Source organism: Streptomyces sp. A01, assembly GCF_059026195.1.
Map to the genome: position 1 here is coordinate 1 of NZ_JBWLKN010000055.1, position 22083 is coordinate 22083.

18 protein-coding genes are annotated in these 22083 nt (G+C 71.3%); 13 read left to right on the forward strand and 5 right to left on the reverse strand.

The genetic code is table 11. From position 1 onward, the window contains the following. The 7 genes from AC5P1B_RS35115 to AC5P1B_RS35145 form a co-directional block, all read left to right on the forward strand. On the forward strand, positions 1–2915 hold a 2915-nt coding region (locus AC5P1B_RS35115; RefSeq protein ID WP_493892085.1), incomplete at its 5' end, for a type I polyketide synthase. Then, on the forward strand, positions 2908–3345 hold the full coding sequence (locus tag AC5P1B_RS35120; protein WP_493892086.1) for a nuclear transport factor 2 family protein: 438 nt from the start codon (positions 2908–2910) through the stop codon (positions 3343–3345). The genes AC5P1B_RS35115 and AC5P1B_RS35120, both read left to right, overlap by 8 nt. A 30-nt stretch (positions 3346–3375) precedes the next feature. Beyond that, a complete protein-coding gene (locus AC5P1B_RS35125; RefSeq protein WP_493892087.1) occupies positions 3376–3849 on the forward strand; it encodes a nuclear transport factor 2 family protein in 474 nt (157 codons plus the stop codon). A gap of 40 nt (positions 3850–3889) precedes the next feature. Next, positions 3890–5320: an NAD(P)/FAD-dependent oxidoreductase gene (locus AC5P1B_RS35130; protein ID WP_493892088.1), complete on the forward strand. Its 1431-nt coding sequence runs from the start codon at positions 3890–3892 to the stop codon at positions 5318–5320. Positions 5321–5378: 58 nt separating this feature from the next. After that, positions 5379–7961 carry a type I polyketide synthase gene (locus AC5P1B_RS35135; RefSeq protein WP_493892089.1) on the forward strand — a complete coding sequence of 861 codons (2583 nt, stop codon included), beginning with the start codon at positions 5379–5381 and terminating at the stop codon, positions 7959–7961. Further along, positions 7954–8913 (forward strand): SAM-dependent methyltransferase, encoded by a 960-nt coding sequence (locus AC5P1B_RS35140; RefSeq protein WP_493892090.1) that lies wholly within the window; start codon positions 7954–7956, stop codon positions 8911–8913. The genes AC5P1B_RS35135 and AC5P1B_RS35140 overlap by 8 nt, the downstream gene beginning before the upstream one ends. 276 nt (positions 8914–9189) lie before the next feature. After that, complete coding sequence (locus AC5P1B_RS35145; RefSeq protein ID WP_493892091.1) at positions 9190–9534, forward strand: acyl carrier protein; 345 nt, start codon at positions 9190–9192, stop codon at positions 9532–9534. Between the two features lie 32 nt (positions 9535–9566). Here the strand turns inward: AC5P1B_RS35145 and AC5P1B_RS35150 are convergent, their stop codons facing one another. From AC5P1B_RS35150 to AC5P1B_RS35160, 3 genes are all read right to left on the reverse strand, one after another. After that, positions 9567–10040 carry an SRPBCC domain-containing protein gene (locus AC5P1B_RS35150; protein ID WP_493892092.1) on the reverse strand — a complete coding sequence of 158 codons (474 nt, stop codon included), beginning with the start codon at positions 10038–10040 and terminating at the stop codon, positions 9567–9569. Positions 10041–10069: 29 nt separating this feature from the next. Then, positions 10070–11074, reverse strand: coding sequence for a YdcF family protein (locus AC5P1B_RS35155; RefSeq protein ID WP_493892093.1), 1005 nt, complete (start codon positions 11072–11074; stop codon positions 10070–10072). A gap of 74 nt (positions 11075–11148) precedes the next feature. Beyond that, positions 11149–11994 (reverse strand): SAM-dependent methyltransferase, encoded by an 846-nt coding sequence (locus tag AC5P1B_RS35160; RefSeq protein WP_493892094.1) that lies wholly within the window; start codon positions 11992–11994, stop codon positions 11149–11151. Positions 11995–12343: 349 nt separating this feature from the next. Here AC5P1B_RS35160 and AC5P1B_RS35165 point away from each other — a divergent pair, with 349 nt between their 5' ends. The 5 genes from AC5P1B_RS35165 (at position 12344) to AC5P1B_RS35185 (ending at position 17343) form a co-directional block, all read left to right on the forward strand. Beyond that, positions 12344–12688 (forward strand): acyl carrier protein, encoded by a 345-nt coding sequence (locus AC5P1B_RS35165; protein ID WP_493892095.1) that lies wholly within the window; start codon positions 12344–12346, stop codon positions 12686–12688. 59 nt (positions 12689–12747) lie between these two features. Continuing rightward, the gene (locus tag AC5P1B_RS35170; RefSeq protein WP_493892096.1) at positions 12748–13959 is read left to right on the forward strand and encodes a cytochrome P450 family protein; all 1212 of its coding nucleotides are present in this window, start codon (positions 12748–12750) and stop codon (positions 13957–13959) included. A 170-nt stretch (positions 13960–14129) separates the two neighbouring features. Continuing rightward, positions 14130–15083 carry a class I SAM-dependent methyltransferase gene (locus tag AC5P1B_RS35175; protein ID WP_493892097.1) on the forward strand — a complete coding sequence of 318 codons (954 nt, stop codon included), beginning with the start codon at positions 14130–14132 and terminating at the stop codon, positions 15081–15083. Positions 15084–15151: 68 nt separating this feature from the next. Next, positions 15152–16423 carry a cytochrome P450 family protein gene (locus AC5P1B_RS35180; protein WP_493892098.1) on the forward strand — a complete coding sequence of 424 codons (1272 nt, stop codon included), beginning with the start codon at positions 15152–15154 and terminating at the stop codon, positions 16421–16423. After that, on the forward strand, positions 16420–17343 hold the full coding sequence (locus AC5P1B_RS35185) for an alpha/beta fold hydrolase (protein WP_493892099.1): 924 nt from the start codon (positions 16420–16422) through the stop codon (positions 17341–17343). Before AC5P1B_RS35180 ends, AC5P1B_RS35185 begins: the two co-directional genes overlap by 4 nt. A gap of 62 nt (positions 17344–17405) precedes the next feature. On the opposite strand, the gene AC5P1B_RS35190 is transcribed toward AC5P1B_RS35185, so the two are convergent. Then, a complete protein-coding gene (locus AC5P1B_RS35190; protein WP_493892100.1) occupies positions 17406–18047 on the reverse strand; it encodes a TetR/AcrR family transcriptional regulator in 642 nt (213 codons plus the stop codon). 155 nt (positions 18048–18202) lie between these two features. Here AC5P1B_RS35190 and AC5P1B_RS35195 point away from each other — a divergent pair, with 155 nt between their 5' ends. Further along, complete coding sequence (locus AC5P1B_RS35195; RefSeq protein WP_493892101.1) at positions 18203–19615, forward strand: amidase; 1413 nt, start codon at positions 18203–18205, stop codon at positions 19613–19615. A 192-nt stretch (positions 19616–19807) separates the two neighbouring features. On the opposite strand, the gene AC5P1B_RS35200 is transcribed toward AC5P1B_RS35195, so the two are convergent. Continuing rightward, a partial coding sequence (locus AC5P1B_RS35200; RefSeq protein ID WP_493892102.1) for an SDR family NAD(P)-dependent oxidoreductase occupies positions 19808–22083 on the reverse strand: 2276 nt, incomplete at its 5' end.

The window sequence follows — 22083 nt, forward strand, 5'->3', positions numbered from 1 at the left end:
CCTGGTTCCCCACCAACCCCCCACCCCACACCACCGACCTCCCCACCTACACCTTCCAACACAAGCGCTACTGGCTGGACGCGTCTGGCGGAGTCGGTGATGTGGGCGCGGTGGGGCTGCGGCAGCTGGGGCATGCGCTGCTGCCGACAGCGATGAGGCTGGCCGGTGGCGGGCTCGTCCTGACCGGCAGGCTCTCGCAGCGCACGCACCCGTGGCTGACCGAGCATCAGGTCTCGGACGCCGTGCTGGTGTCCGGTGCTGTGCTCGTGGAATGGGCGCTGCGCGCCGCCGACGAGGCGGGCTGCGCCGGTGTCCGGGAACTCGTGGCGCGTACTCCGCTGGTGCTGCCCGCGTCCGGGGGTGTGTGGGTGCAGGTGGTGGTGGAGCCGACCGGTGAGGACGGGCAGCGTGCGGTGCGGATCTGCTCCCGTCCCGATGACGCCGATGCCGGGAGTGATGACGCCGACTGGGGGTGTCACGCGGAGGGGGTGCTCAGCGCCGCGTCCGTGCCCGGTCAGGGGGAGGAACTGGCGGGCGTGTGGCCGCCGCCGAGTGCCGAGCCGGTGGACGTCACGGCCTTCTACGAACGAGCCGCCGCCCGCGGATACGGGTACGGCCCCGTCTTCCAGGGAGTCCGGGCCCTCTGGCGGGACGGGCCGGATCTGTTGGCAGAGGTGGAGCTGCCCGAGGACGGGGAGCGGCCCGGCGGGTTCGGTGTCCATCCGGCGCTGTTGGACGCGGCGCTGCACCCGGCGCTGCTCGACAGCGCGTCGCACGGCGCGCCGCCCGCCGGTGGGCAGGTGTGGCTGCCGTACGCGTGGCGCGGGGTCTCCCTGTGGGCCGGTGGGGCGACGATGGTCCGCGTCCGGCTGACGCCGCGGTCGGGCGGTGAGGACGGTGTACGGCTGGTGCTGTCCGACGCGGTCGGTGCGCCGGTCCTGACCGCCGACGCGGTGACGATGCGTACTGCCGACACCGACGAGCTGCGCGCCGCGAGCGGGGGTGCTGCTCATGGGCTGTTCGCCGTGGAGTGGATGCCCCGGCCGTCCGCGCCGGACGACACGGTGAGCCCTGGGGACGAGTGGGTCGTGCTCGGCCCCGATGCGTCCGGCCTGGGTGGGACGTCGTACGCCGGTCTGGACGCGTTGGTCCTCGCGCTGGACGCCGGAGCTCCCGCGCCTCCCCTCGTCCTGACCCAGCCGCGCACCGCGCCGTCAGAAGAGGCCCCGCAGGTCGCCGAGAGCCTGGCGCGGCTGGTGCGCGACTGGCTGGCCGAGCCGAGGCTGGGTGGCAGCCGACTGGGGGTCGTCACCCGGGGTGCGGGACCCGGCGGTGCGGATCTGGTGAGCGCGACGGTCTGGGGACTCATGCGCGGTGCCCAGGCGCAGGACCCGGGCCGCTTCGTCGTCATCGACCTGGACGCGGACACCGGCGACGCGGGCACCGGCACCGGCACCGGCACCGGCACCGGCACCGGCACCGGGAACGCCGGGGACACCGGGAACGCCAGGGACACCGGGGACACTCAGGACGCTGCCAGCGCCGTGGCGCGTGCGGTGGGCAGCGGTGAACCGCAGGTGGCCGTGCGTGCCGGGCGGCTGCTGGTCCCCCGCCTGGTGCGGGCCGCCGCCGGGGAGGCCCGGCCGCCGGTCCTCGATCCCGAGGGCACGGTCCTCATCACGGCGGGTGGCGGTCCAGCGGCTCATCTCGTCGCCGAGCACCTGGTCCGTACGCAGGGCGTTCAGCATGTGGTTCTGGCGGGCCCGGATCTCCCCGAGGTGGGTCGGCTGGCGGAAGCCGGGGGCAGCGTACGGACCGTACAGGTCGACCTCACCGACGCTGACGCCGTCAACGGGCTCATCGCCGGTGCCGACCCGGCGCACCCGCTGACCGCTGTCATCCACACCGTGCCCCTGGCGGCGGACCCGGAGTCGGCGTGGGCCGCCACCGCCAACATCCACGCCGCCGCCGGGGATCTGCCGCTGGCGCGGTTCGTCGTCTTCTCCCCCGTCGCTGCCCCGCTCCGTGGCCCTGAGGAAGCCGGGCGGAGCATCGTGCACGCCCTGTGTGACGCGCTGGCCGTCCGCCGCCGCGCCGCTGAGCTGCCCTCGCTGTCGCTGGTGTGGGGGCCTTGGGCCGAGGAGTCCTGGGAGAGCGGTGGGGGGATCAAGGCGCTGAGCGAGCGGCACGGGCTGGCCCTGTTCGACGCCGCCATGCGGCACGGTGGCCCTCAGTTGCTCGCGATCGACATGGATGTTCGCGCCCCGGCCGGCCCTTCCGTCGTCGCGCTGCCCGCTCCCCCGCACGGGCTGGCCGGTGCGGGCGTCGTTCGGCGCGCCGCGGCCGGGCGGTCCTCGGTGGACTGGGCGGGCCGTCTCGCCGCGCTGCCGCCGCAGGAGCAGCACGGCGTGGTGCTCGATCTGGTGCTCACGCACGCCGCCGCGGTGCTGGGGCACGCCGATCCGGGCCGCCTCCAGACCGAGCGCGGCTTCCTTGAACTCGGTGTCGACTCACTGACCGCTCTTGAGCTGCGGAACAGACTGGTCGCCGCCACCGGTCTCCAGCTGCCGAGCACGCTCATCTTCGACTACCCGAGTCCCGAGGCGCTCGCCAGGCAGCTGTGCGCCGAACTGGTCCCGGGAGGGGCTGACCTGCTCGCTTCGATGCTGAGCGAGCTCGACAGGGTGGAGGGGGCCTTGCTGACCGCCGCCCAGGACGAGGCATCGGCGGCGGCGTTGCGTAAGCGCCTCCAGGCGACGTTCACCAGGCTGGACGAACTGCACGGCGGTCAGGCGGAACACGCCGTGACCGGACGGATCGAGACTGCCTCCGCCGGCGAGATCTTCGACTTCATCGACCGCGAACTCGGCAGGGCAGGCAGTAACGGAGACGCGAGGGGAGCACCCGTTGATTGACGAACGCAGGCGCAAGAAGCTCATCTTGGAGCACAGCCGCCGCTTGAACGCCGGGGATGTCGAGGGACTCCTCGGCCTGTACGCGGACGAGGTCAGCTTCGAGGACCCGGTCGGTTCTGACCGGCGGAGCGGACGCGCCGCGCTGCGCGAGCACTTCGAGAAGAGCGTCGAGGCCCACCTCACCGAGTCGCCGGGTGAGCCGGTCGCCGGGCAGGACGGCCTGCACGCGCTGGTGCCGGTCAGTGCCGTCATGGACTACCTGCCCAAGGGCCCGGTGTTCGCCGACCGGGGCTGGCTGACGGCTCCCGCCGACCCGCGGGGCAAGCGCCTCAAGTGCGAGTACGTCCTGATGATCCGCACCGGCAAGGACGGGCTCATCGATGAGCTGCGGACGTTCTGGGGACGCTCCGACATCGACGTAGCGGACTGACACCCACGCACGGCTCACAAGGGAGGCCCCATGCCGGATGAGGCGGCCAGGAAGAACCTGGCCCTGGAGTACGCACGGCGCATCAACGCCCGTGACCTGGAAGGCGTTCTGGCGCTCTTCTCCGACGATGTGCGCTTCGAGGACCCGGTGGGCACGCCTCCGCTCATCGGGAAGGAGGATCTGCGTCGGCGCATCGCCTGGTCCATGAAGTGCGACGTCCTTGAGGAGCCGGGGCGCGCGGTGACGTCCATCGACGGCCGGTGGGTCGTGGTGCCGTCGACTATCACGGTGTACATCCCGACGAAGCTGACCTTTCACATCATCGGCGTCATGGAGATCGGCGACGACGGTCTGAGCCATCACGTGCAGGCGTTCTGGGGTGTGACCGACACGCATGTGGGGGACGGGCCCCAGCCGACCGGGGTAGCGCAGTTCACGGCCGTCACCAAGGCCCTCGCCCAGATGGGAGATCTGGCCAAGGGCAGCAGTTCAAGCACCACTTAAGCGGAGCCGACCATCATCCGTGTCGTGGAGGTACGGGAACGTGAGTAAACCCCAACATGGAATAGTGCTGGGCGGCAGTTGGGCGGGCATGCTCGCCGCCCACGTGCTGGCTCGCCACATGGACACCGTCACCCTGGTGGAACGCGATGTGCTGCCCGACGGGCCACGGCACCGCAAGGGAACCCCGCAGGCACGCCATGGCCACATCCTGTGGTCGGGTGGCGCCCGTATCGTCGAGGACCTGCTGCCGGGGGTGACCGACCAGCTCCTGACCGCGGGCGCCCGCCGTATCCGTTTCCACGACGACCTGGTGACGCTGACGTCCCACGGCTGGCAGCATCGCTTCCCGTCGCGGCAGTTCGGCCTCATGTGCACCCGCCCGTTGCTGGACTGGATGGTCCGCGAGCGGATTCTGGCGTCGGAGCGGATCACCGTACGGCAGCGTACCGAGGCCCTGGAACTGACCGGTGACGGCAGCCGCGTCACCGGGGTCCGGGTCCGCGATGTCGAGGACGGGACGCGGGAGTTGCTGGAGGCGGATCTGGTGGTGGATGCCGCCGGTCGCGGTTCCCGCCTCAGGCACTGGCTGACGGCCCTGGGCCTGCCCTCCGTCGAGGAGGACGTCGTCGATGTGGGGATGGCGTACGCCAGCAGGATGTACCAGGCGCCGCAGGGGGCGGCGGAGTCCTTCCCCGCCATCAACGTATCCGCCGACCACCGGATTCGTGAGGCCGGCCGTTTCGGGGCGATGTACCCGCAGGAGAACGGCCAGTGGATCGTGACCCTGTCCTGCACCCGGGGCTCGCAACTGCCCTCCGGTGACGCCGACTACCTGGCGTGGGCGCGGACGTTGCGTGATCCGCTCATCGCGGATCTCCTCAGCAGGGCGGAACCGCTGACACCCGTGGTCTCCTCGCACCTCGGCATCAACCGGCGGCTGTATCCGGAGCGGCTGGAGCGGTGGCCGGACGGGCTGCTCGTCCTCGGCGACGCGCTCGCCGTCTTCAACCCGATCTACGGCCACGGCATGAGCGCGGCCGCGCGCGCCGCCGCCACCCTGGACGACCATCTGGGGCGGCCCTTCGGGCCGGGGGCGGCGCACCGGGCACAGCGGGCGATCAGCGCGGGGGTGGACGACCCGTGGATCATGGCGGCGTCCAAGGACGTCGAGTACGTCAACTGCCGCAGCCGTGCCACGGACATCCGGCTGACCGCCGGTGCGGCGGCCCGCGAGAGCTTCGCCGACCTCGTCGCCGGGCGGTCGATCCGCTCGCCCGCGGTCTGCGACGTGGTCACCAAGGTGATGAGCATGAACGCGCCCCAGTCGGAGCTGGGCTCCAGTGGTTTCCTCTCGCTCATGCAGCGGGACCGGATGCACCCGGAGCTGACCGCGCCGCCGCTGCGCCCAGAAGAGCTGGACCTGGTGGGCCTGGCGCCACGGAGCACGGTGGGCGCGAGGGACCCCGGATGACCGGCGGTCGGCCCGCTTCCCCCGTACCGGCCGCAAGGGCCGGAAAGGCCGGTCCTCCATGACGGACGAAGACAAGCTCGTCGACTATTTGAAGTGGACGACGGCCGAGTTGCACCGCACTCAGCGGCAGCTGCGGGAGGCCGAGGCCGGCAGGCACGAGCCGGTCGCCATCGTGGGCATGGCCTGCCGGTTCCCCGGGGGCGTCAGGTCGCCGGAGCAGTTGTGGGAGCTGGTGGCACAGGAGCGGGACGCCGTGTCCGGTTTCCCCACGGACCGTGGCTGGGACCTGGACAACCTCTACGACCCCGACCCTGACCACCACGGCACGTCCTACGCCAGGGAGGGCGGGTTCCTGCACGACGCGGCCGATTTCGACGCCGAGTTCTTCGGGATGAGCCCCGAGGAGGCGCTGGCCGTCGAGCCGCAGCAGCGGCTGCTGCTCGACGTCGCCTGGGAGGCCGTGGAGAGCGCCGGTATCGATCCGCGCGCGCTGCGTGGCAGCCCGACCGGGGTGTACGCGGGGGTGTCGTACCACGACTACGCCTCCCGGTTGCGGTACACGCCCGGTGACCTCATGGGCTACCTCGGCAACGGCAACGCCGCGAGTGTGGCCTCGGGCCGGGTGGCGTACACCCTCGGCCTGGTGGGCGCCGCCATCTCGCTGGACACCGCGTGCTCGTCGTCGCTGGCGGCGACGCACCTCGCGTGCCGGGCGCTGCGGTACGGCGAGTGCTCCCTGGCGCTGGCCGGGGGCTCCGCCGTCATGTACACCCCCAACACGTTCCTGCTGGCGTCGAGCCAGCGCCAACTCGCCCCCGACGGCCGGTGCAAGCCCTTCTCGGCGGCCGCCGACGGCATGGTGTGGGGTGAGGGAGCCGGCCTCGTCCTGCTGGAGCGGCTGTCCGACGCCGAACGCAACGACCGCCGGATTCTGGGGGTCATCCGTGGTACGGCGGTCAACCAGGACGGTGCCGGCACCGGTATGGCCGCCCCCAACGGCCCCAGCAGGCAGCAGCTGTTCCGCGAGGCCCTGGAGGACGCCCAGCTGACCGCGGCCGACGTCGGGGTGATCGAGGGACATGGCACCGGCACCGCCATCGGCGACGCCATCGAGGCGCAGGCCGTCCTGACCACGTACGGGAAGGACCGCCCGGACGGCCGGCCGCTGTGGCTGGGGTCCATCAAGCCCAACATCGGGCATTCCCAGGCCGCCGCCGGTATCGCGGGGGTGATCAAGATGGTGATGGCGATGCGGCACGAACTGCTGCCGCCCACCTTGTACATCGACCGGCCGAGCCCCCTGGTGCTCTGGAAGTCGGGCGCGGTACGTCTGACGACCGAGGCCGTGGACTGGCCCCGCGGTGAGGAGCCGCGCCGGGCCGGGGTGTCCGCGTTCGGCGCCTCCGGCACCAACGCGCATCTGATCCTGGAGGAGCCGCCCGGCGCGGCGGCCCCGGCCGGACCGGCCGAGCCCGTGACGGCGGGCGGGGTCGTGCCGTGGGTGGTGTCGGCGCGCAGCGGTACGGCGCTGCGGGGACAGGCCGCCGCGCTGGCCGCGCACGTCGCGGCCGAGCCGCGGCTCTCGCCGGTGGACGTGGGCTGGTCCCTGGTCACGACCCGGTCCGCCTTCGAGCACCGGGCCGTCGTGGTAGGGGCGGGGCACGGTGAACTCCTCGCGGGACTTACCGCTTTGGCGTCCGGTGAGACACATCCCGCGGTGATCGTCAGCGACGAGACGCCGGCCCCCGCGGACAAGGCCGGGCGGGCCGGGCTCGTCTTCAGCGGGCTGAGCGGCCCCCAGCCGGGTCTGGGCAGCGGTCTGTACGAGCGGTTCCCGGTGTTCGCCGCCGCGTTCGACGAGGTGTGCGAGCAGTTCGACGCCGGGCTGGAACGTCCCGTACGGCAGGTGGTGTTCAGTGGCGGGCCGGAGCTGTCCGGCCATCCTCTGTACGCCCGGGCCGGGCTGTTCGCCTGGCATGTCGCCCTGGCGCGGCTGCTTCTGTCGGCCGGGGTCAGGCCGGGCTCGGTCGTCGGCCAGGGCGTCGGCGAGATCGCCGCCGCCCATGTGGGCGGCGTCCTCGGCTTGCCCGGCGCCTGCCGGCTGGTCGCCGTGCGGACCGCCCTCGCGGGCCAGGCCGGGGCCACGGTGCCGGACCGGCTGCGCGAGATCCTCGGCACGCTGGAGTACCACAAGCCGGTCACCCCGGTCACCGACGGCCGCACCGGGCAGCCCGTCTGCGAGGAGATCACCACCGCCGACCACTGGCTTCAGTGCCTCCAGCGGCCCGCTGAGGCAGCGGCGATGCGCACCGGGGCCGGTCTGCTCCTGAACCTCGGCCCCGGCCCGGTCACGGCCGAGCCGCCGGCCGACGCCCAGCGGGGTGTGTCCGCGCCCACCGTGCTGGACACCGCCGAGCCCGGCCGGCCGGAGGCGACGACGCTGACCCGCGCCCTGGCCCGGCTGCACACCAGCGGCACCACCGTCGACTGGACCGCCCTCTTCGCAGGCCATGCGCGGCAGCCGCGCACGGTGCCCCTGCCTACGTATGCCTTTCAGCGTCAGCGCTACTGGCTGGAGGAAACCTTGCGACCAGCACACACCAGCGGTCATTCCGACGGCCGCCAGATCGGGGATGAGTGACACAGTGACCAACGACGAGCGCGGCGGCAGGCCGCAGACCCAGCAAGCCGCACCGCCTGCCTCACGGCGCGACTCCGCGTCCCCCGACAAGAAGGTGCGCGACTTCTACGAGCTCCTGGACCGCATGCACAACAACGGTCCCTGGGGTGAGATCACGGGTGTCAAGAGCCAGTACGTGAACCTCGGTTACTGGGCTCCCGGCTGCGACGACCACGACGAGGCATGTGAGGCGCTCGCCGAGGAACTGGGCGAGGCGGCCGGTATCACCGCCGGAGACCGCGTCCTCGATGTCGGCTTCGGCTACGCCGAGCAGGACTTCCACTGGCTCAAGACCAGGAAGCCGGAGCAGATCGTCGGCATCAACGTGACCCCGGTCCAGGTCCGGGCCGCGCAGCGCCGCGCCGCGGAGCTGGACCTCGGGGACAGGCTGGACCTGCGGGTGGGGTCGGCGACGTCGCTGCCGTTCGAGGACGCGGCCTTCGACCGGGTGGTGGCGCTGGAGGCGTCCGTGCACTTCGACACCCGGCAGAAGTTCCTGGAGGAGGCGTTCCGGGTGCTGCGTCCCGGTGGCGTCCTCGCGACGGCCGACCCGCTGCCGCCCCAGACGCCGCCGCGCAGGAAGAGTCTGTTCGCGCGTCTGGACGAGTGGCGGCGCAGGCGGATCATCCCCGCGGACAACTGGTACCCGCGCAGCGTCTACGCCGCACGCCTGGGGCAGGCGGGATTCACCGAGGTCCGCGTCCGGGACATCACCGACAGGGTCTACGTTCCCGGTGCCGAGTTCGCCCAGAAGCGCTGCACGGTGCTCCTGCGTGACCCGCGTTTCAGCTCCTTCAAGCACCAGCAGTCCCTGCGCGTGCACATGCGGCTCACCCGGATGCGGGCGTCGTTGATGGATTACGCCATCGCGGTCGCCGAGAAGCCCGGCTCCGGCGGTGCCACGGGGCCGTGAGCGCCGCTGACACCGCTGGACTGAGCCGTGTCCGGGGGGATCGTGCTGGGGCGAGGGCGCCCCTGTCCGTGCGTCGCGGACCGCGGGTGCGTCGTGGCTGGTCGCACAGTTCCCCTCGCCCCTGACGGGGCACACCACACGCAGCCCGATGCCGGGCACGCGTGACCCGCCGGACACCCCTAGTCGCGGCGCGCCCGGCTCACGACGCACCCCATCCGGTGCGGGCCGGGGCCGGTGCCGTATCACCCACTGGACCGACAGGACAGGAAGATCGCCATGACCCAGCCGGACACCACCGTGGCCGAGGACCAGCTCGCAGCGGACGGCGAAGCACTGCGCCAGGAACTCGCCACCGCCACCCCCGAAGAACACGAACGCATCCTGCGCGAAGCCGTACGCGCCCAGACCGCCACCGTCCTGGACCACGCCACCATCGACGACGACAGCAACTTCGTCGAACAGGGCCTCACCTCCCTCAAAGCCCTCGAACTCATCCGCAACCTCATGACCCTCACCAACGTCGAAATCCCCCTCGTCGCCGTCATCGAATACTCCACACCCACCCAACTCGCCCACTACATCGCCGAAGCACTCACCGACAACAGCGACGACAACGGCTGACCGGGCGACTCCGGCGGGACATGTCGGTCGGGTTAGCGGGGCGCCTCGTTCGCCTCAACGAGCCGGGCGAGGTTCGCCAGCGCCATGCGCGTGCCCGTCTCGTTGTCGGCGGCGGACACACCGCCGGGAATCCCCTCGTGCACCACAAGGACATCGGTGCCGCCGTCGTCGGCGTCGGTGAGCGTGGTCGTCATCGTCATCGTGCCGCGCATGGCGGGGTCGTCAGTCTCGAACGCGAACACCTCGACCACCTGCTCGTTCGGCACGAGCTTCGCGAAGTGGCCGTGGTAGGTGTCGGTGTGCGCGGCCGACTTGCCGGTGCCGGTCGCCGCGTCGTAGGTGAGGGAGACGCGGAACCTCCCGCCTTCGCGGGCGTCGAACGCGTGCACGTGACTGCTCATGCCGTCCGGCACCCGCCACTTCGCGATCGCTTCAGCGTCCACAAGCGCCCGGTAGACGACCGGACGCGGGGCACGCACGTACCGGGAGACCTGGGTCGAGTACATGGCGTCACTGTAAGGCTCCGGCCCTCGTGTCAGCGGCTCGACAGAATGAGAACACCGCCGAGCACGAGCAGCAGGCAGACACCGAGATTGATCACCTTGTACGCGAGGAAGACCGCGGCGAACTCGCGGATCGTCGCACTGGGCCAGAAGTACGCCGCGGTCGGGGAGCCCACGACCTGGCCCCTGACACCGGTCCTGCGCGCCACCAACGCCGCGCGGAAGGCGTGGTAGTTGTTGGTGACGATGACGCACCGGTAGCCCGGGTTCGACTCTTCCATGATCGCCTTGCTGAACAGCAGGTTCTCCTCGGTGGTACGCGAGCGGTCCTCCCGCTCTATCCGGTCCGCGGGGAAGCCGCGCGCGATGAGGTAGTCGGCCATCGCGTGGGACTCGGGAAGGCTCTCGTCAGCTCCCTGTCCGCCGGACGTCAGCAGCATGGGCGGCGTGCCGCGCCGGGCGAGCCGCTCGTACACGGCGTGCGCGCGGTCCAGCCGGCTGGCCAGCAGCGGCGGCACCTTGTCCCCGCCGACGAGGCCGGAGCCGAGGACGACCACGTAGTCGGCGCTGCGGCGGACCCACAGCCGCCCGTACAGGAAGGCGTAGCCGACGAAGCACAGGAAGAGGAAGGAGACGTAGCCGATCAGTCCGACCGCGGTGCCTCCGACCACGAGCAGGGTGGGCGAGCCCAGGGCCACCGCGGTGATCAGCAGCCCGATGACGGCGAAGATGCTCAGTCCGGCCAGCAGCGACAGCAGGTTGGTGAGGCCCCGGCCTTCCTTGCGCACCATCTTCACACCGTTGGTGATCAGGAAGCACGCGAGGATGACGACGCCCAGCGCGGGCAGCGTCAGCGCGGCGGCGACCGCGACGTCTCCCAGCATCGAGTCCGACTGGCCGAGCTTGGCTATGAACGCGATCAGCGCGAAGGTGACGGCGAGCCCCAGATGGACGGCGTTGCCGAACCGGCGGCGGTCACGCAGGACGCCGAGGCAGAAGAGGACGAAGAACAAGACCGCGGGGGCATAGGCCAGCATGCGCACATCGTATGCAGGCGTCGCACGGCCGTCGGCCGCCGCGGGTGCGCATCACATAAGTGGGCGCGGGCGGGTCAGGGTTTGTGCGCCGCCATGACCAGGCAGCCCGCGGAGGGAAGATTGGGGTGCGTGACCGTGCTGGAGCTCAGCACCTCTTCCAGGCTGACGCCGTGTCGGCGTTCGAACTCCCGCCGGTGCTTGAGGAAGCTGTCGAGCATCCGGGGAAAGGTGCCCTTGATGTTGTCGGTGACGTCGGTCAGCTCGTCGAGGCGCAGGCCGGCGTCGGCTACCAGGCCCGGCCAGTCGTCGAAGTGGACCAGTGAGGCGATGTCGGGGTCGTCGTCGGGTGGGGGCGTGCTTCCGGCGAACCCTGGCCCTTGAGGCGTCTCGCTCATCGGGAACACATCGGTCAGTACGAGCCGCCCGCCGGGCTTCAGGACGCGTGCCATCTCCCGTAGCGCCGTGGGCCGGTCCATATGGATGATCGACTCAAGTGCGAGTACGGCGTCGAAGGAGGCGGTCTCGAAGGGGGTGTCCATGGCGTCGGCGTACTGGAAGGCCGCCTGCTCGGCCATTCCCTGCGCGTGGGCGCGCTCGTTCGCCTGCGCCACGTGCTCGTGGCTGATGTTGATGCCCAGCACATGGGCTCCCGTGGAAGCCGCCACCCGCAGCCCGGGCTTGCCGATGCCGCAGCCCGCGTCCAGCACCCGGTCACCGGGCCCTACCCGCAGCCGCTCGGCGAGCAGGTCGGTGAACCGGTCGGTGGCCTCCTCGACCGAGCTCTTGTCCTCGGGGCCGTCCCAGTACCCGAAGTGGAAGTTGTCGCCCCAGGCCATCCGCAGCAGCGGCCCCAGCGCGCCGTAGTAACCGGCCATCTGGTCGGGGGTCGGGGTCGGCGGCACAGCCGATTGGGATGTCATGACGCTCCTCCTGAGCGCTCGGTGATCCGGCAGGTCGTCGACGGCTCACACGGACCCGCTCCTGCTCCTCGACGCTCACACGGGTCCGCCGACCGATGGTCGGTGGCCGCGATAACGCCTCGCTAAAGCGCCCACGGGCCCCCGTTTGGTGCGCCTTTAGAGCGCTGGCACACGATGGCCGGGACGCTCGCACGGATCTTCGTCCGGCAGTCCGGCATCCCGGCGGGCCGGTATCCCGATCTTCCGGCAGTCCCGTATCCCGAGAGCCGGAACCACCGCCGGTGGCCGTCGGCCACCGGTGTCTCCTCGCGGCCCCCGCAGGTCGGCAACGTGACAGGACGAGGCACCCATGACCCAGCCGGACACCACCGTGGCCGAGGACCAGCTCGTAGCGGACGGCGAAGCACTGCGCCAGGAACTCGCCACCGCCACCCCCGAAGAACACGAACGCATCCTGCGCGAAGCCGTACGCGCCCAGACCGCCACCGTCCTGGACCACGCCACCATCGACGACGACAGCAACTTCGTCGAACAGGGCCTCACCTCCCTCAAAGCCCTCGAACTCATCCGCAACCTCATGACCCTCACCAACGTCGAAATCCCCCTCGTCGCCGTCATCGAATACTCCACACCCACCCAACTCGCCCACTACATCGCCGAAGCACTCACCGACAACAGCGACGACAACGGCTGACCGGGCAGGGCGGCGCAGTGCCTTTCGGGCCCCACCGAGAGCGACCAGGGAGTTCATCGATGACCAGGGAGAAGACGTCATACGGATGTCCGGCGAGGCGTCCCGAGCTGATCGGCGACCCCTTCGGCGGCTGCCCGGCCTGGAACGTCACGCGCCATGACGACGTGGTAGCCGTGCTCACCGACCGCCGCTTCGTCGTCAATTCCGGGTCGCTGCCGGGCGGCACCGACGGGTACGCCGAGGTGCTGAGCAAGTTGGGCATCTCGAAGGCGTATATCCCTTTCCTGGCGGGGAACATGGTGCATACCGATCCGCCCGAGCACACGCGGTTGCGCAAGCTCGTCTCCCGGGCCTTCTCCGCGCGGCGGATCGCCGCGCTGCGGCCCCGGGTGGAGGCCATCGCCGGGGAACTGCTCGACACGCTCCCCGCTCACGCTGACAGCGGCGGGACCGTCGACCTGGTCGAGCACTTCGCCGTGCCCTTCCCGATCCTGGTCATCTGCGAACTGCTGGGCGTGCCCACCCGGGACAGGCCCGCGTGGCAGGAGTGGAGCCGGGGTTGCAACAGCATGGACCCGCGGCGGATGGACACCACGCTCGCCGAGGTGAGCGCGTACTTGCGGGAACTGTCCGCTCTGCGCAGGGCCGATCCGGCCGACGACCTGATCACCGGACTCATCCAGGCGCACGACCAGGACAGCGACCGCCTCTCCGACACCGAGCTGATCACCATGGTGCTGACCCTGATGATCGCCGGACACGAGACCACCGCACACCTCATCGGCAACGGCGTCGCCGCCCTGCTGACCCACCCCGACCAACTCACCCTGCTCCGCCAAGACCCCACCCTGATGCCCGGAGCCGTCCAGGAACTCCTGCGCTGGTGCGGCCCCGCCGTCATCACCACGCTGCGTTACGCCACCGAGGACGTCACGATCGGCGACACCGTGATCAAACAGGGCGACCACGTCCAGGCGGTACTGGACTCCGCCAACCGCGACCCGCGGCGATACAGCGATCCCGAGGCGCTGGACCTCACCCGCCGCCCCGACACCGCGGGCCCACCGCACCTCGGCTACTCCCACGGCCCGCATTACTGCCTGGGCGCTTCCCTGGCCAACCAGGAAGCCGAAGTGGCGTTCTCGGCTCTCCTCGCCCGGTATCCGGACCTCGCGCTCGCCATGGATTCCGGAAAGCTGGAATGGAGGCCGCTGCCCTACAGCCGGCAGCTCGCGCGGCTGCCCCTGCGGCTGGGGACGCCTACGTCATGACGCCCCGCCGGGCGACTGGCCGCACCTTGTCCAGTGGGCCTCCAGAGCCGCGACCCACGATCCACGGGCGGCTCGCCCGGCCCAGCAGCTGTGCCGACTCGTCCGGCCCAGCGGAACCCACACACATCCCAGACCTCCTCGGGCGGTTCCGGGAGAGCGGAAGGCAGAAGATGGGCGATCGAGTCATTATCGAGAATCGCGGCAGCTCCCCCCTGCGGGACGGTGTCGTCAAATTGTCGCGCGTGGTCCGCTATCTCACCGCCTCTCCCGAGGTCAGGGTCCGCTCGTTCTACGAACTCAACAACCGGCGGCTGACCAACAAGAGCGTGTACCGGGACTTCCTGGGCATCAAGAGCCTGTACGTCAACTTCGGCTACTGGTCCCCCGGTTGCGACGACCACGACGAGGCGTGCGAGGCGCTCGCGGAGGAACTCGGCGAGGCGGCCGGTATCACGGCGGGCGACCGCGTGCTCGACGTCGGCTTCGGCTACGCCGAGCAGGACTTCCACTGGCTGAAGACCAGGAAGCCGGACCGGATCGTCGGCATCAACGTCACCCCGAGCCAGGTCCAGGTCGGCCGGCAGCGCGCCCAGGAGCTGGGCCTCAGCGACAAGCTCGACCTGCGGGTGGGATCGGCGACCTCACTGCCCTTCGAAGACGGGTCGTTCGACCGGGTGGTGGCACTGGAGGCGTCCGTGCACTTCGACACCCGGCAGAGGTTCCTGGAGGAGGCGTTCCGGGTGCTGCGCCCCGGCGGTGTCCTCGCGACGACGGACCCGGTGCCGCGCACCCTGCCCACCGGCAAGAAGCGGCTGGTCGACCGCCTTGGGGACTGGTGGCGCAACACGGTGAACCTGACCGCCAACTGGTATCCGCGCGGCGTCTACGCCCAGCGCCTGAGCCAGGCCGGTTTCACCAACGTCAACGTCAGGAACATCACCGACCGGGTGTACCAGCCGCAGGCCGACTACACCCGCGGGCGTTTCGCCGCACCGGAGAACCAGCACTACAGCCCGTCCCAGCTCAGGGGCATGCGGATGTTCCTCCGGCTCATCGAGGAGCGCGCGGCGAAGCTCGACTACGTACTCGTCTCCGCGGAGAAGCCCCGCGACAGCAGCCGCTAGCCCCCCGGGCGCGGCACAACCCCCGCAGGGGACCATCACGCGGCAGCCGACGAGCGACAAGGGCATCCATGGACGACACAGGGCGCACTCCGCGGGAGTACTCGCTGAACGACCCCGGGCTGATCGCCGATCCGTACGGCGGCTTCGGGCGCATCCGGGAGGAGACCCGGGTCGCACGGGGGCGCCATGGGGATGGAAGCCTGGTCTGGATCGTCACCCGTTACGACGACGTGAGCGCGGTGCTCACCGACCGGCGTTTCGTCAACAACTCCCGTTCGCTGCCGGGCGTCAGCATCGACGCCCGGGCGGAAATGCTGGGCATGATCGGGATCTCCCGAAGCCGCGTGCCCTACCTGGCCGGGAACATGGTGCATACCGACCCGCCGGAGCACACGCGGTTGCGCAAGCTCATCACCCGGGCGTTCTCCGCACGGCGCGTCGCGGCGCTGCGGCCCCGGGTGGAGGCCGTCACCGGCGACCTGCTCGACACCCTCCGCGGTCACGCGGGCGACGACCACACCGTCGATCTGGTCGAGCACTTCGCCTACCCGCTGCCGATCACGGTCATCTGTGAACTGCTGGGAGTCCCCGTCCAGGACAGGCCGAAGTGGCGCGGCTGGAGTGGCGACTACATGAGCATGGACCCGCGGCGGATGGACACCATGCTCGTGGAGATGAGCGCGTACATCCTCCAACTGGCGGAGCTGCGGCGGCTCGATCCGGCCGATGACCTGATCACCGGGCTCACCCAGGCGCACGACCAGGACAGCGACCGCCTCTCCGACACCGAGCTGATCACCATGGTGCTGACCCTGATGATCGCCGGACACGAGACCACCGCACACCTCATCGGCAACGGCGTCGCCGCCCTGCTGACCCACCCCGACCAACTCACCCTGCTCCGCCAAGACCCCACCCTGATGCCCGGAGCCGTCCAGGAACTCCTGCGCTGGTGCGGCCCCGTCCTCACCACCATGATGCGCTACGCGGCGGAAGAGGTGACGATCGGCGACACCGTGATCAAGCAGGGTGAGGGTGTACAGGCCGTCCTGTGCTCCGCCAACCGCGACCCGCACCGGTACACCGACCCGGACCTGCTGGACATCACCCGCCGCCCCGACAGCGCGGGCCTTCAGCATCTGTCGTACTCGCATGGCGCGCACTTCTGCCTGGGCGCTTCCCTGGCCAACCAGGAAGCCGAGGTGGCGTTCTCGGCTCTCCTCGCCCGGTATCCGGACCTCGCGCTCGCCGTGGACCCCGGAAGGCTGGCCTGGAGAGCGATTCCGAACAGCAGGCAGCTCACCCGGCTGCCGGTGACACTGAAGGGCTCCTCGGCGTGAACCTCTTCGTTCCCGTGGCCGACGACGTGAAGCTGTGTGTCCAGCACCATGCCGGAACGCTCTCGCCCCCGTTCCTGCTGGTGCACGGCCTGGGTTCCAGCGCGGGGACGTGGGGTGAGGTCGCTGACCGGCTGGCCGTGGCGGGCCATCCGGTGTACGCGGTCGACCTGCGCGGCCACGGCAAGTCGGATTCGCCGGACACGGGATACGACACCGACACGGCCACCGCGGACCTGGTCGCTGTCTGCGCCGCGCTGGGGCTGACCGGTGCGGTGGTCGCCGGTCACTCGCTGGGTGCCCACCTCGGGCTGCGCCTGGCCGCCGAGCATCCCGGGCTGGTCGCCGGACTGGCCCTGGTCGACGGCGGCTGGACCGTACCGGCCGAGGTGTACGGGGCCTGGGAGGTGTTCCTCGCAGTGATCAATTCGATGGTGTCGCTGCCAGGAGTCGACGGCCCCGGGGTCAGCACCGCACGCATGCGGGACTACCTGCGCGCCATCCACCCCAGCTGGTCAGCGGCGGCGATCGAAGCGTCGCTCTCCTCCCTGCGGGTCAACGAGCAGGGGGCGCTGACCTCGCCGCTCTCCTCCGAGCAGCGGACATCGATGGTGCGCAGCCTGTGGGACGACTCGCCGCTCCGGTGGTTTCCCGCCGTCACCGCCCCGGTGCTGCTGATGCCCGCCTTCCCCAAGGACAGCCGTCGGTGGTCGCCGAGCATCCGGACTCTGGTCGAACGCCTCCACGCGGCCGTCGACGTGGCCGCCGCCATGCTGCCGCACGCGACGCTGCGCGCGTACGCCGACTCCGACCACGACCTGCATGCCCAGCATCCCGGCCTGGTCGCCGATGACCTGCTCGGGCTGGCACGCGCCGTCCAATCGCGCACGGCGGGCGGCGCCGGGCCTCACCAGCCGGACTGACCGGACACACCTGCGGAGGGGGCGCCGACCGCGGGGCGGCGATCCTGATGGTGGCCGCTGGGTCAGCGTGCGCCCGGGGTGTCCGAGGTGGTGTGAGGAGGCCGGACCGGCCGCTCCCAGAGGCCGCCCAGGTGTGCGTGGAGGACGTCCTGCGCCTCTCGTGGGGTGAGGTGGCCGATGAGGACGTGTGTGGTGAGGCCGTCCGCGAGGGCGAGGAGGGTACGGGCCTCGCGTTGCGGATCGAGGGGCACGGCGCGGTCGGCGTCCTCGTCGGCTTCCGAGATGAGGCGGGTGAACGCCTCCTGCGATGCCGTGTAGTTCGCCTTGAGCGTCCTGGCGAGTGCCTCGGTGACAGCCGCCTGCGCGACGAAGGCGAGCCAGACCCTGGCCTCGGCGCGGTGCTCTTCCCGGAGCAGTGAGATCTCGGTGGCCGCGTGGCCCAGGGCGGTGCCGGCCGACTGGGCCGGGCTCCTGACGAGGCGGGCCCGTACGCGCTCGTTGATCCGCTCGCCGACGTGCCCGAGAGCGAACACGAGCATCTCTTCCTTGGTGCGGAAGCAGCGCTGAACGGCGCCCATCGACACCTGCGCGCGGGCGGCGACGTCCCGAAGGGTCACGCCCTCCAGTCCGCGCTCGTCGGCGAGGTGGCAGACGGCCTCGGCGATGAGGCGGCGTCGGCTCACGTGGTCCACCTGCCTGGGCATATACCCGGTCGCCTTCCTGTCGCGCAGCGTTCTGCCTTCACCGCGCACTTTATGCGATGCGTTCGTATCGGTTCCAGGGTACGGTTCCGATGCAAGCGCATTGGTACGTGGTTCGGTACGTGGTTTTCGGTACGTGGATGAGGAGGGAAAAGACCATGCAGGACGCCCTGTGGAAGATGCCGGCCGCCGCACAGGCGGAGGCGGTGCGCGGCGGAGACGTCTCAGCTGTCGAACTGATCAGCAGTCACCTGGAGCGCATCGCCGAGGTCAACCCGCGAGTGAACGCCGTCACGCAGCTCCTGGCGGAACGCGCACGTGAGGCCGCGGCACAGACGGACCGTCGGCGGGCCGCCGGCGAGGCGCTGGGGCCGCTCGCGGGCGTGCCCTTCACGGTGAAGGAGAGCACCGCCGTCGAGGGTGTGCCGACCACGTTCGGCACGGCGCGCTTCCGCGATCTGGTGGCACAGGCCGACGCACCCCCGGTGGCACGGCTGCGCGCGGCCGGGGCCATCCCCATCGGGCACAGCAACATACCCACCCTGATCCTCGCGGGGATGCACACGCGCAGCGAGCTGTTCGGCGACACGGTCAACCCGTGGGACAGCGGCCGGACCCCGGGCGGCACCAGCGGCGGCGATGCGGTGGCCGTCGCCACGGGCATGGCGGCGCTCGGGCTCGGCAACGACTCCGGTGGATCGGTGCGCATCCCGGCCCAGTTCTGCGGTGTGGCCGCACTGAAACCGTCCACGGGCCGGTTCCCCGCGGACCACCGCGTCCTCAGCGCGGACGACCCCGGCCCGGCGTCCCAGTTCCTGGTCACGGACGGCCCGCTCGCCCGCAGCGTGGGCGACCTGCGGCTGGCGTACGAGGTGCTGGCCGGGACCGATCCGCGAGACCCGCGGGCCGTGCCGGTGCCCGCCTACGGCGAACCGCTCCCGGGGCCGGTGAAGGTCGCGGTCGTGGCGGACCCTGGCGGGCACGGCGTCCACCCCTCGGTGCGCGAAGCCATCGCGACCGCGGCCGACGCGCTCCGCGACGCCGGATACGACGTGCGCGAGGTGGAGGACGTACCACGGTTGGACGAGGCCCTGGAGGCCTACGGCCGGATCACCGTCACCGAGTTCGCCCCGACCTGGCCGGTGGTGCGCACGCTGCTCGGCGAGGGCGGTGACCGCTATATCGAGATGGCGATGGAGCAGACACCGCCCGTGAACGCGGACGAGTTCATGAAGCTGACGGGCACGTGGATGAACATCCGCCGCTCATGGGCCGAATTCCTCCACGAATACCCGCTGTTGCTCGGCCCGTCGTTCACCGAGCCGCCGGTCGAGCCGGGGCTGGAGTCGCGCGACAGGGCAGGCCGGGACCGGGTCGGGTCGGGCATGCGGCTGTGCTCCGTGACCAGTTTCGTCGGCGTGCCCGGTGTGGCCGTGCCGACGGGGGTGGTCGACGTGCTCCCCTGCGGAGTGCAGGTCGTCGGGCGCGCGTTCCGGGAGGACCTGTGCCTGGGCGCGGCCCAGGCGATCGAGGACCGGCTCGGAGTTCTCACACCGCTCGACCCGCGCTGAGGCACCGCGCTGAGGCACCGCGCTGAGGCACCGGGCTGAGGCACCGGGCTGAGGCACCGCGCTGAGGCACCGGGCTGAGGCACCGGGCTGAGGCTGATGGAGGGGTTTCGCTCCGGTGTTCCTCGCCCCCCGGACCGGCGGAGCCCCGGCGGGCCGGGGGCCACCCCGGTGGAGGCGGGCCCCCGGGGTGGGTCAGGCGCCGAGCTCGCGGTCGATGAGCGCGAACACGTCGTCGGCGGTCGCCGCGCTGAGATCCTCCTCGTCCGCCGCCTCCTCCGGCTGGGCCGCCGCCTCGTACTTCCACAGCAGGGCCTTCACCTTGTTCACCAGGCCGGTGCGCCGGGGATCGTCCACCGACAGCGCGGCGAGCGCCGCGTCGATCTCGTCGAGACGCCCGGCCGCCGCGTGCTCCGTGGCGTGCTCGGCGGGAAGTATCCGGGTCAGCAAGTGCCCCGCCAGCGCACTGGACGTCGGATGGTCGAAGGCCGCGGTCGCCGGAAGACTCACACCGGTGGCGGCGCGCAGCCGGTTCCTGAGCTCGACGGCGGCGATGGAGTCGAATCCCAGTTCCTTGAACGGGCGGTCCGGCTGCACCTGCTCCGCCGCCCGATACCGCAGAACCCCGGCTACGTGGGTACGTACGAGGGTCAGCACGCGGCTGATCCGCTCGTCGGGGGCGGCGGCGGCCAGCTCCTGCCGTAGCGGCGACGGGCCATCGGCGGACTCCTCCTCGGCGGGCGCCCGCGCGGACTCGATGGCGCGCAGAGCCGCGGGCACCCCGTCGAACAGCCTGCCGGCCCGGGCCAGGGTGAACAGCGGCGCGAACGTCTCCCACGCGACGTCGGCGATCGCCACCTCCGCGTCATCGTGCTCAAGTGCCTGACGTAGCGCGGCCAGGGCCAGCGGGGGTGCCAGCGGCGCCAGGCCCTGCCGCCGGGAACGGTCGATGTGCGCGCCTGCCGAGGCGCCCTGTTCGCCGCCAGGGCCTGGCAGGTCCCACAGTCCCCAGGCGATCGAGACCGCGTGGCCGCCCGCTGCCCGGCGGCGCTGTGCCAACGCGTCGAGATACGCGTTGGCGGCGGCGTACGCCCCGTGGTCCCGGCTTCCCCAGGCGGCGGCGACGGAGGTGAAGAAGACCACGGTGTCGTCAGGGCCGAGGCCGAAGATCTCCTCCAGATGCCGTCCTGCGCCCGCCTGGTCGGCGGAGACCGCCGCCGCCAGTTGACCGGCCGACAGGTCTGCCAGCGGGGTCAGCTCTCCGGACATCGACGTGTGGATGACCGTGCCGATCCGGGCATCGGCCTTGGCCAGCCGCTCGACGAGGGCTTCGAGCCCCGGACGGTCGGTCACGTCGCAGTCCGCGATCACCACCTCCGTACCGTGCGCGGACAGCTCGTCCACCAGGTCGCCGCCGCCGGGCGCGGCCGGCCCCTCGGGGTCGAGCAGCACCACGCGTTCCGCACCGCCCTCCGACAGCCAGCGGGCGATGTACGCGGCCGGTCCGGCGATGCCGCCCGTCACCAGGACGGTGCCCTGCGGCACCCCCTTACGTCGCGGTGCCCTGTCGCCCACCGGGGCAGGCACCAGTCGGCGCCCGAACAACCCGTCGGCGCGCAACGCCACTTGGTCCTCCCCAAGCGTCCCGGTGAGGACGGCGCGCAAGTGGGCGGCGCGTAGCCTCTCCGGGTCCGCGGGCAGGTCCACCAAGCCGCCCCACCGCGTGGGATGTTCAAGGGCGGCGACTCTGCCGAGTCCCCACAGCTGCGCCTGCATAGGGGAGTCCAGGGGATCGGAGACGTGGGCGGAGACCGCGCCACGGCTCGCGCACCACAGGGGTGCTTCGACCCCCACGTCCATCAGCGCCTGAAGCAGGGCAAGCGTGCCGGTCAGACCGGGAGCCACCGCGGGCAGCGCCGCACGCTCGCCCAGCGCCAGCAGCGACAGCACACCAGCCGGGGGCGGTCCGTCGGCGTACCGGGCGCGCAGGGCAGCGGCGAGGGCTTCCTGCCCGGCGTCCGCCTCCACGTCGAGTTGGTGCACCGAGCCGCCGCCCGCGGTCAAGGCCCCGACGCAGGCGTTCACCCAGCCATCGGCTCCACCCTCCCCCGGCCGCACAACAAGCCAGGGACCGGCCAGCGGGCCGTCGGCGGGATCGGTCAGGCGCTGCCACTGGACCCGGTAGCGCCACGAATCCAGGACGGACCGCTCCCGGCCCTCCCTGCGCCAGCCGGAGAGCGCAGGCAAGACCGCGGCCAACGATGAGCGCGAGTCGCTGTCCTCCGCGAGGCGCAGCGTGTCGGAAAGCGCCTCCATATCGCCGTCTTCGACAGCGGACCAGAACAGGTCCTCATCGGCCGTCCTCGGATCGGTGTCCGAGGGAACCACGTCGGGCAGCCAGTAGCGCTTGTGTTGGAAGGTGTAGGTGGGGAGGTCGGTGGTGTGGGGTGGGGGGTTGGTGGGGAACCAGG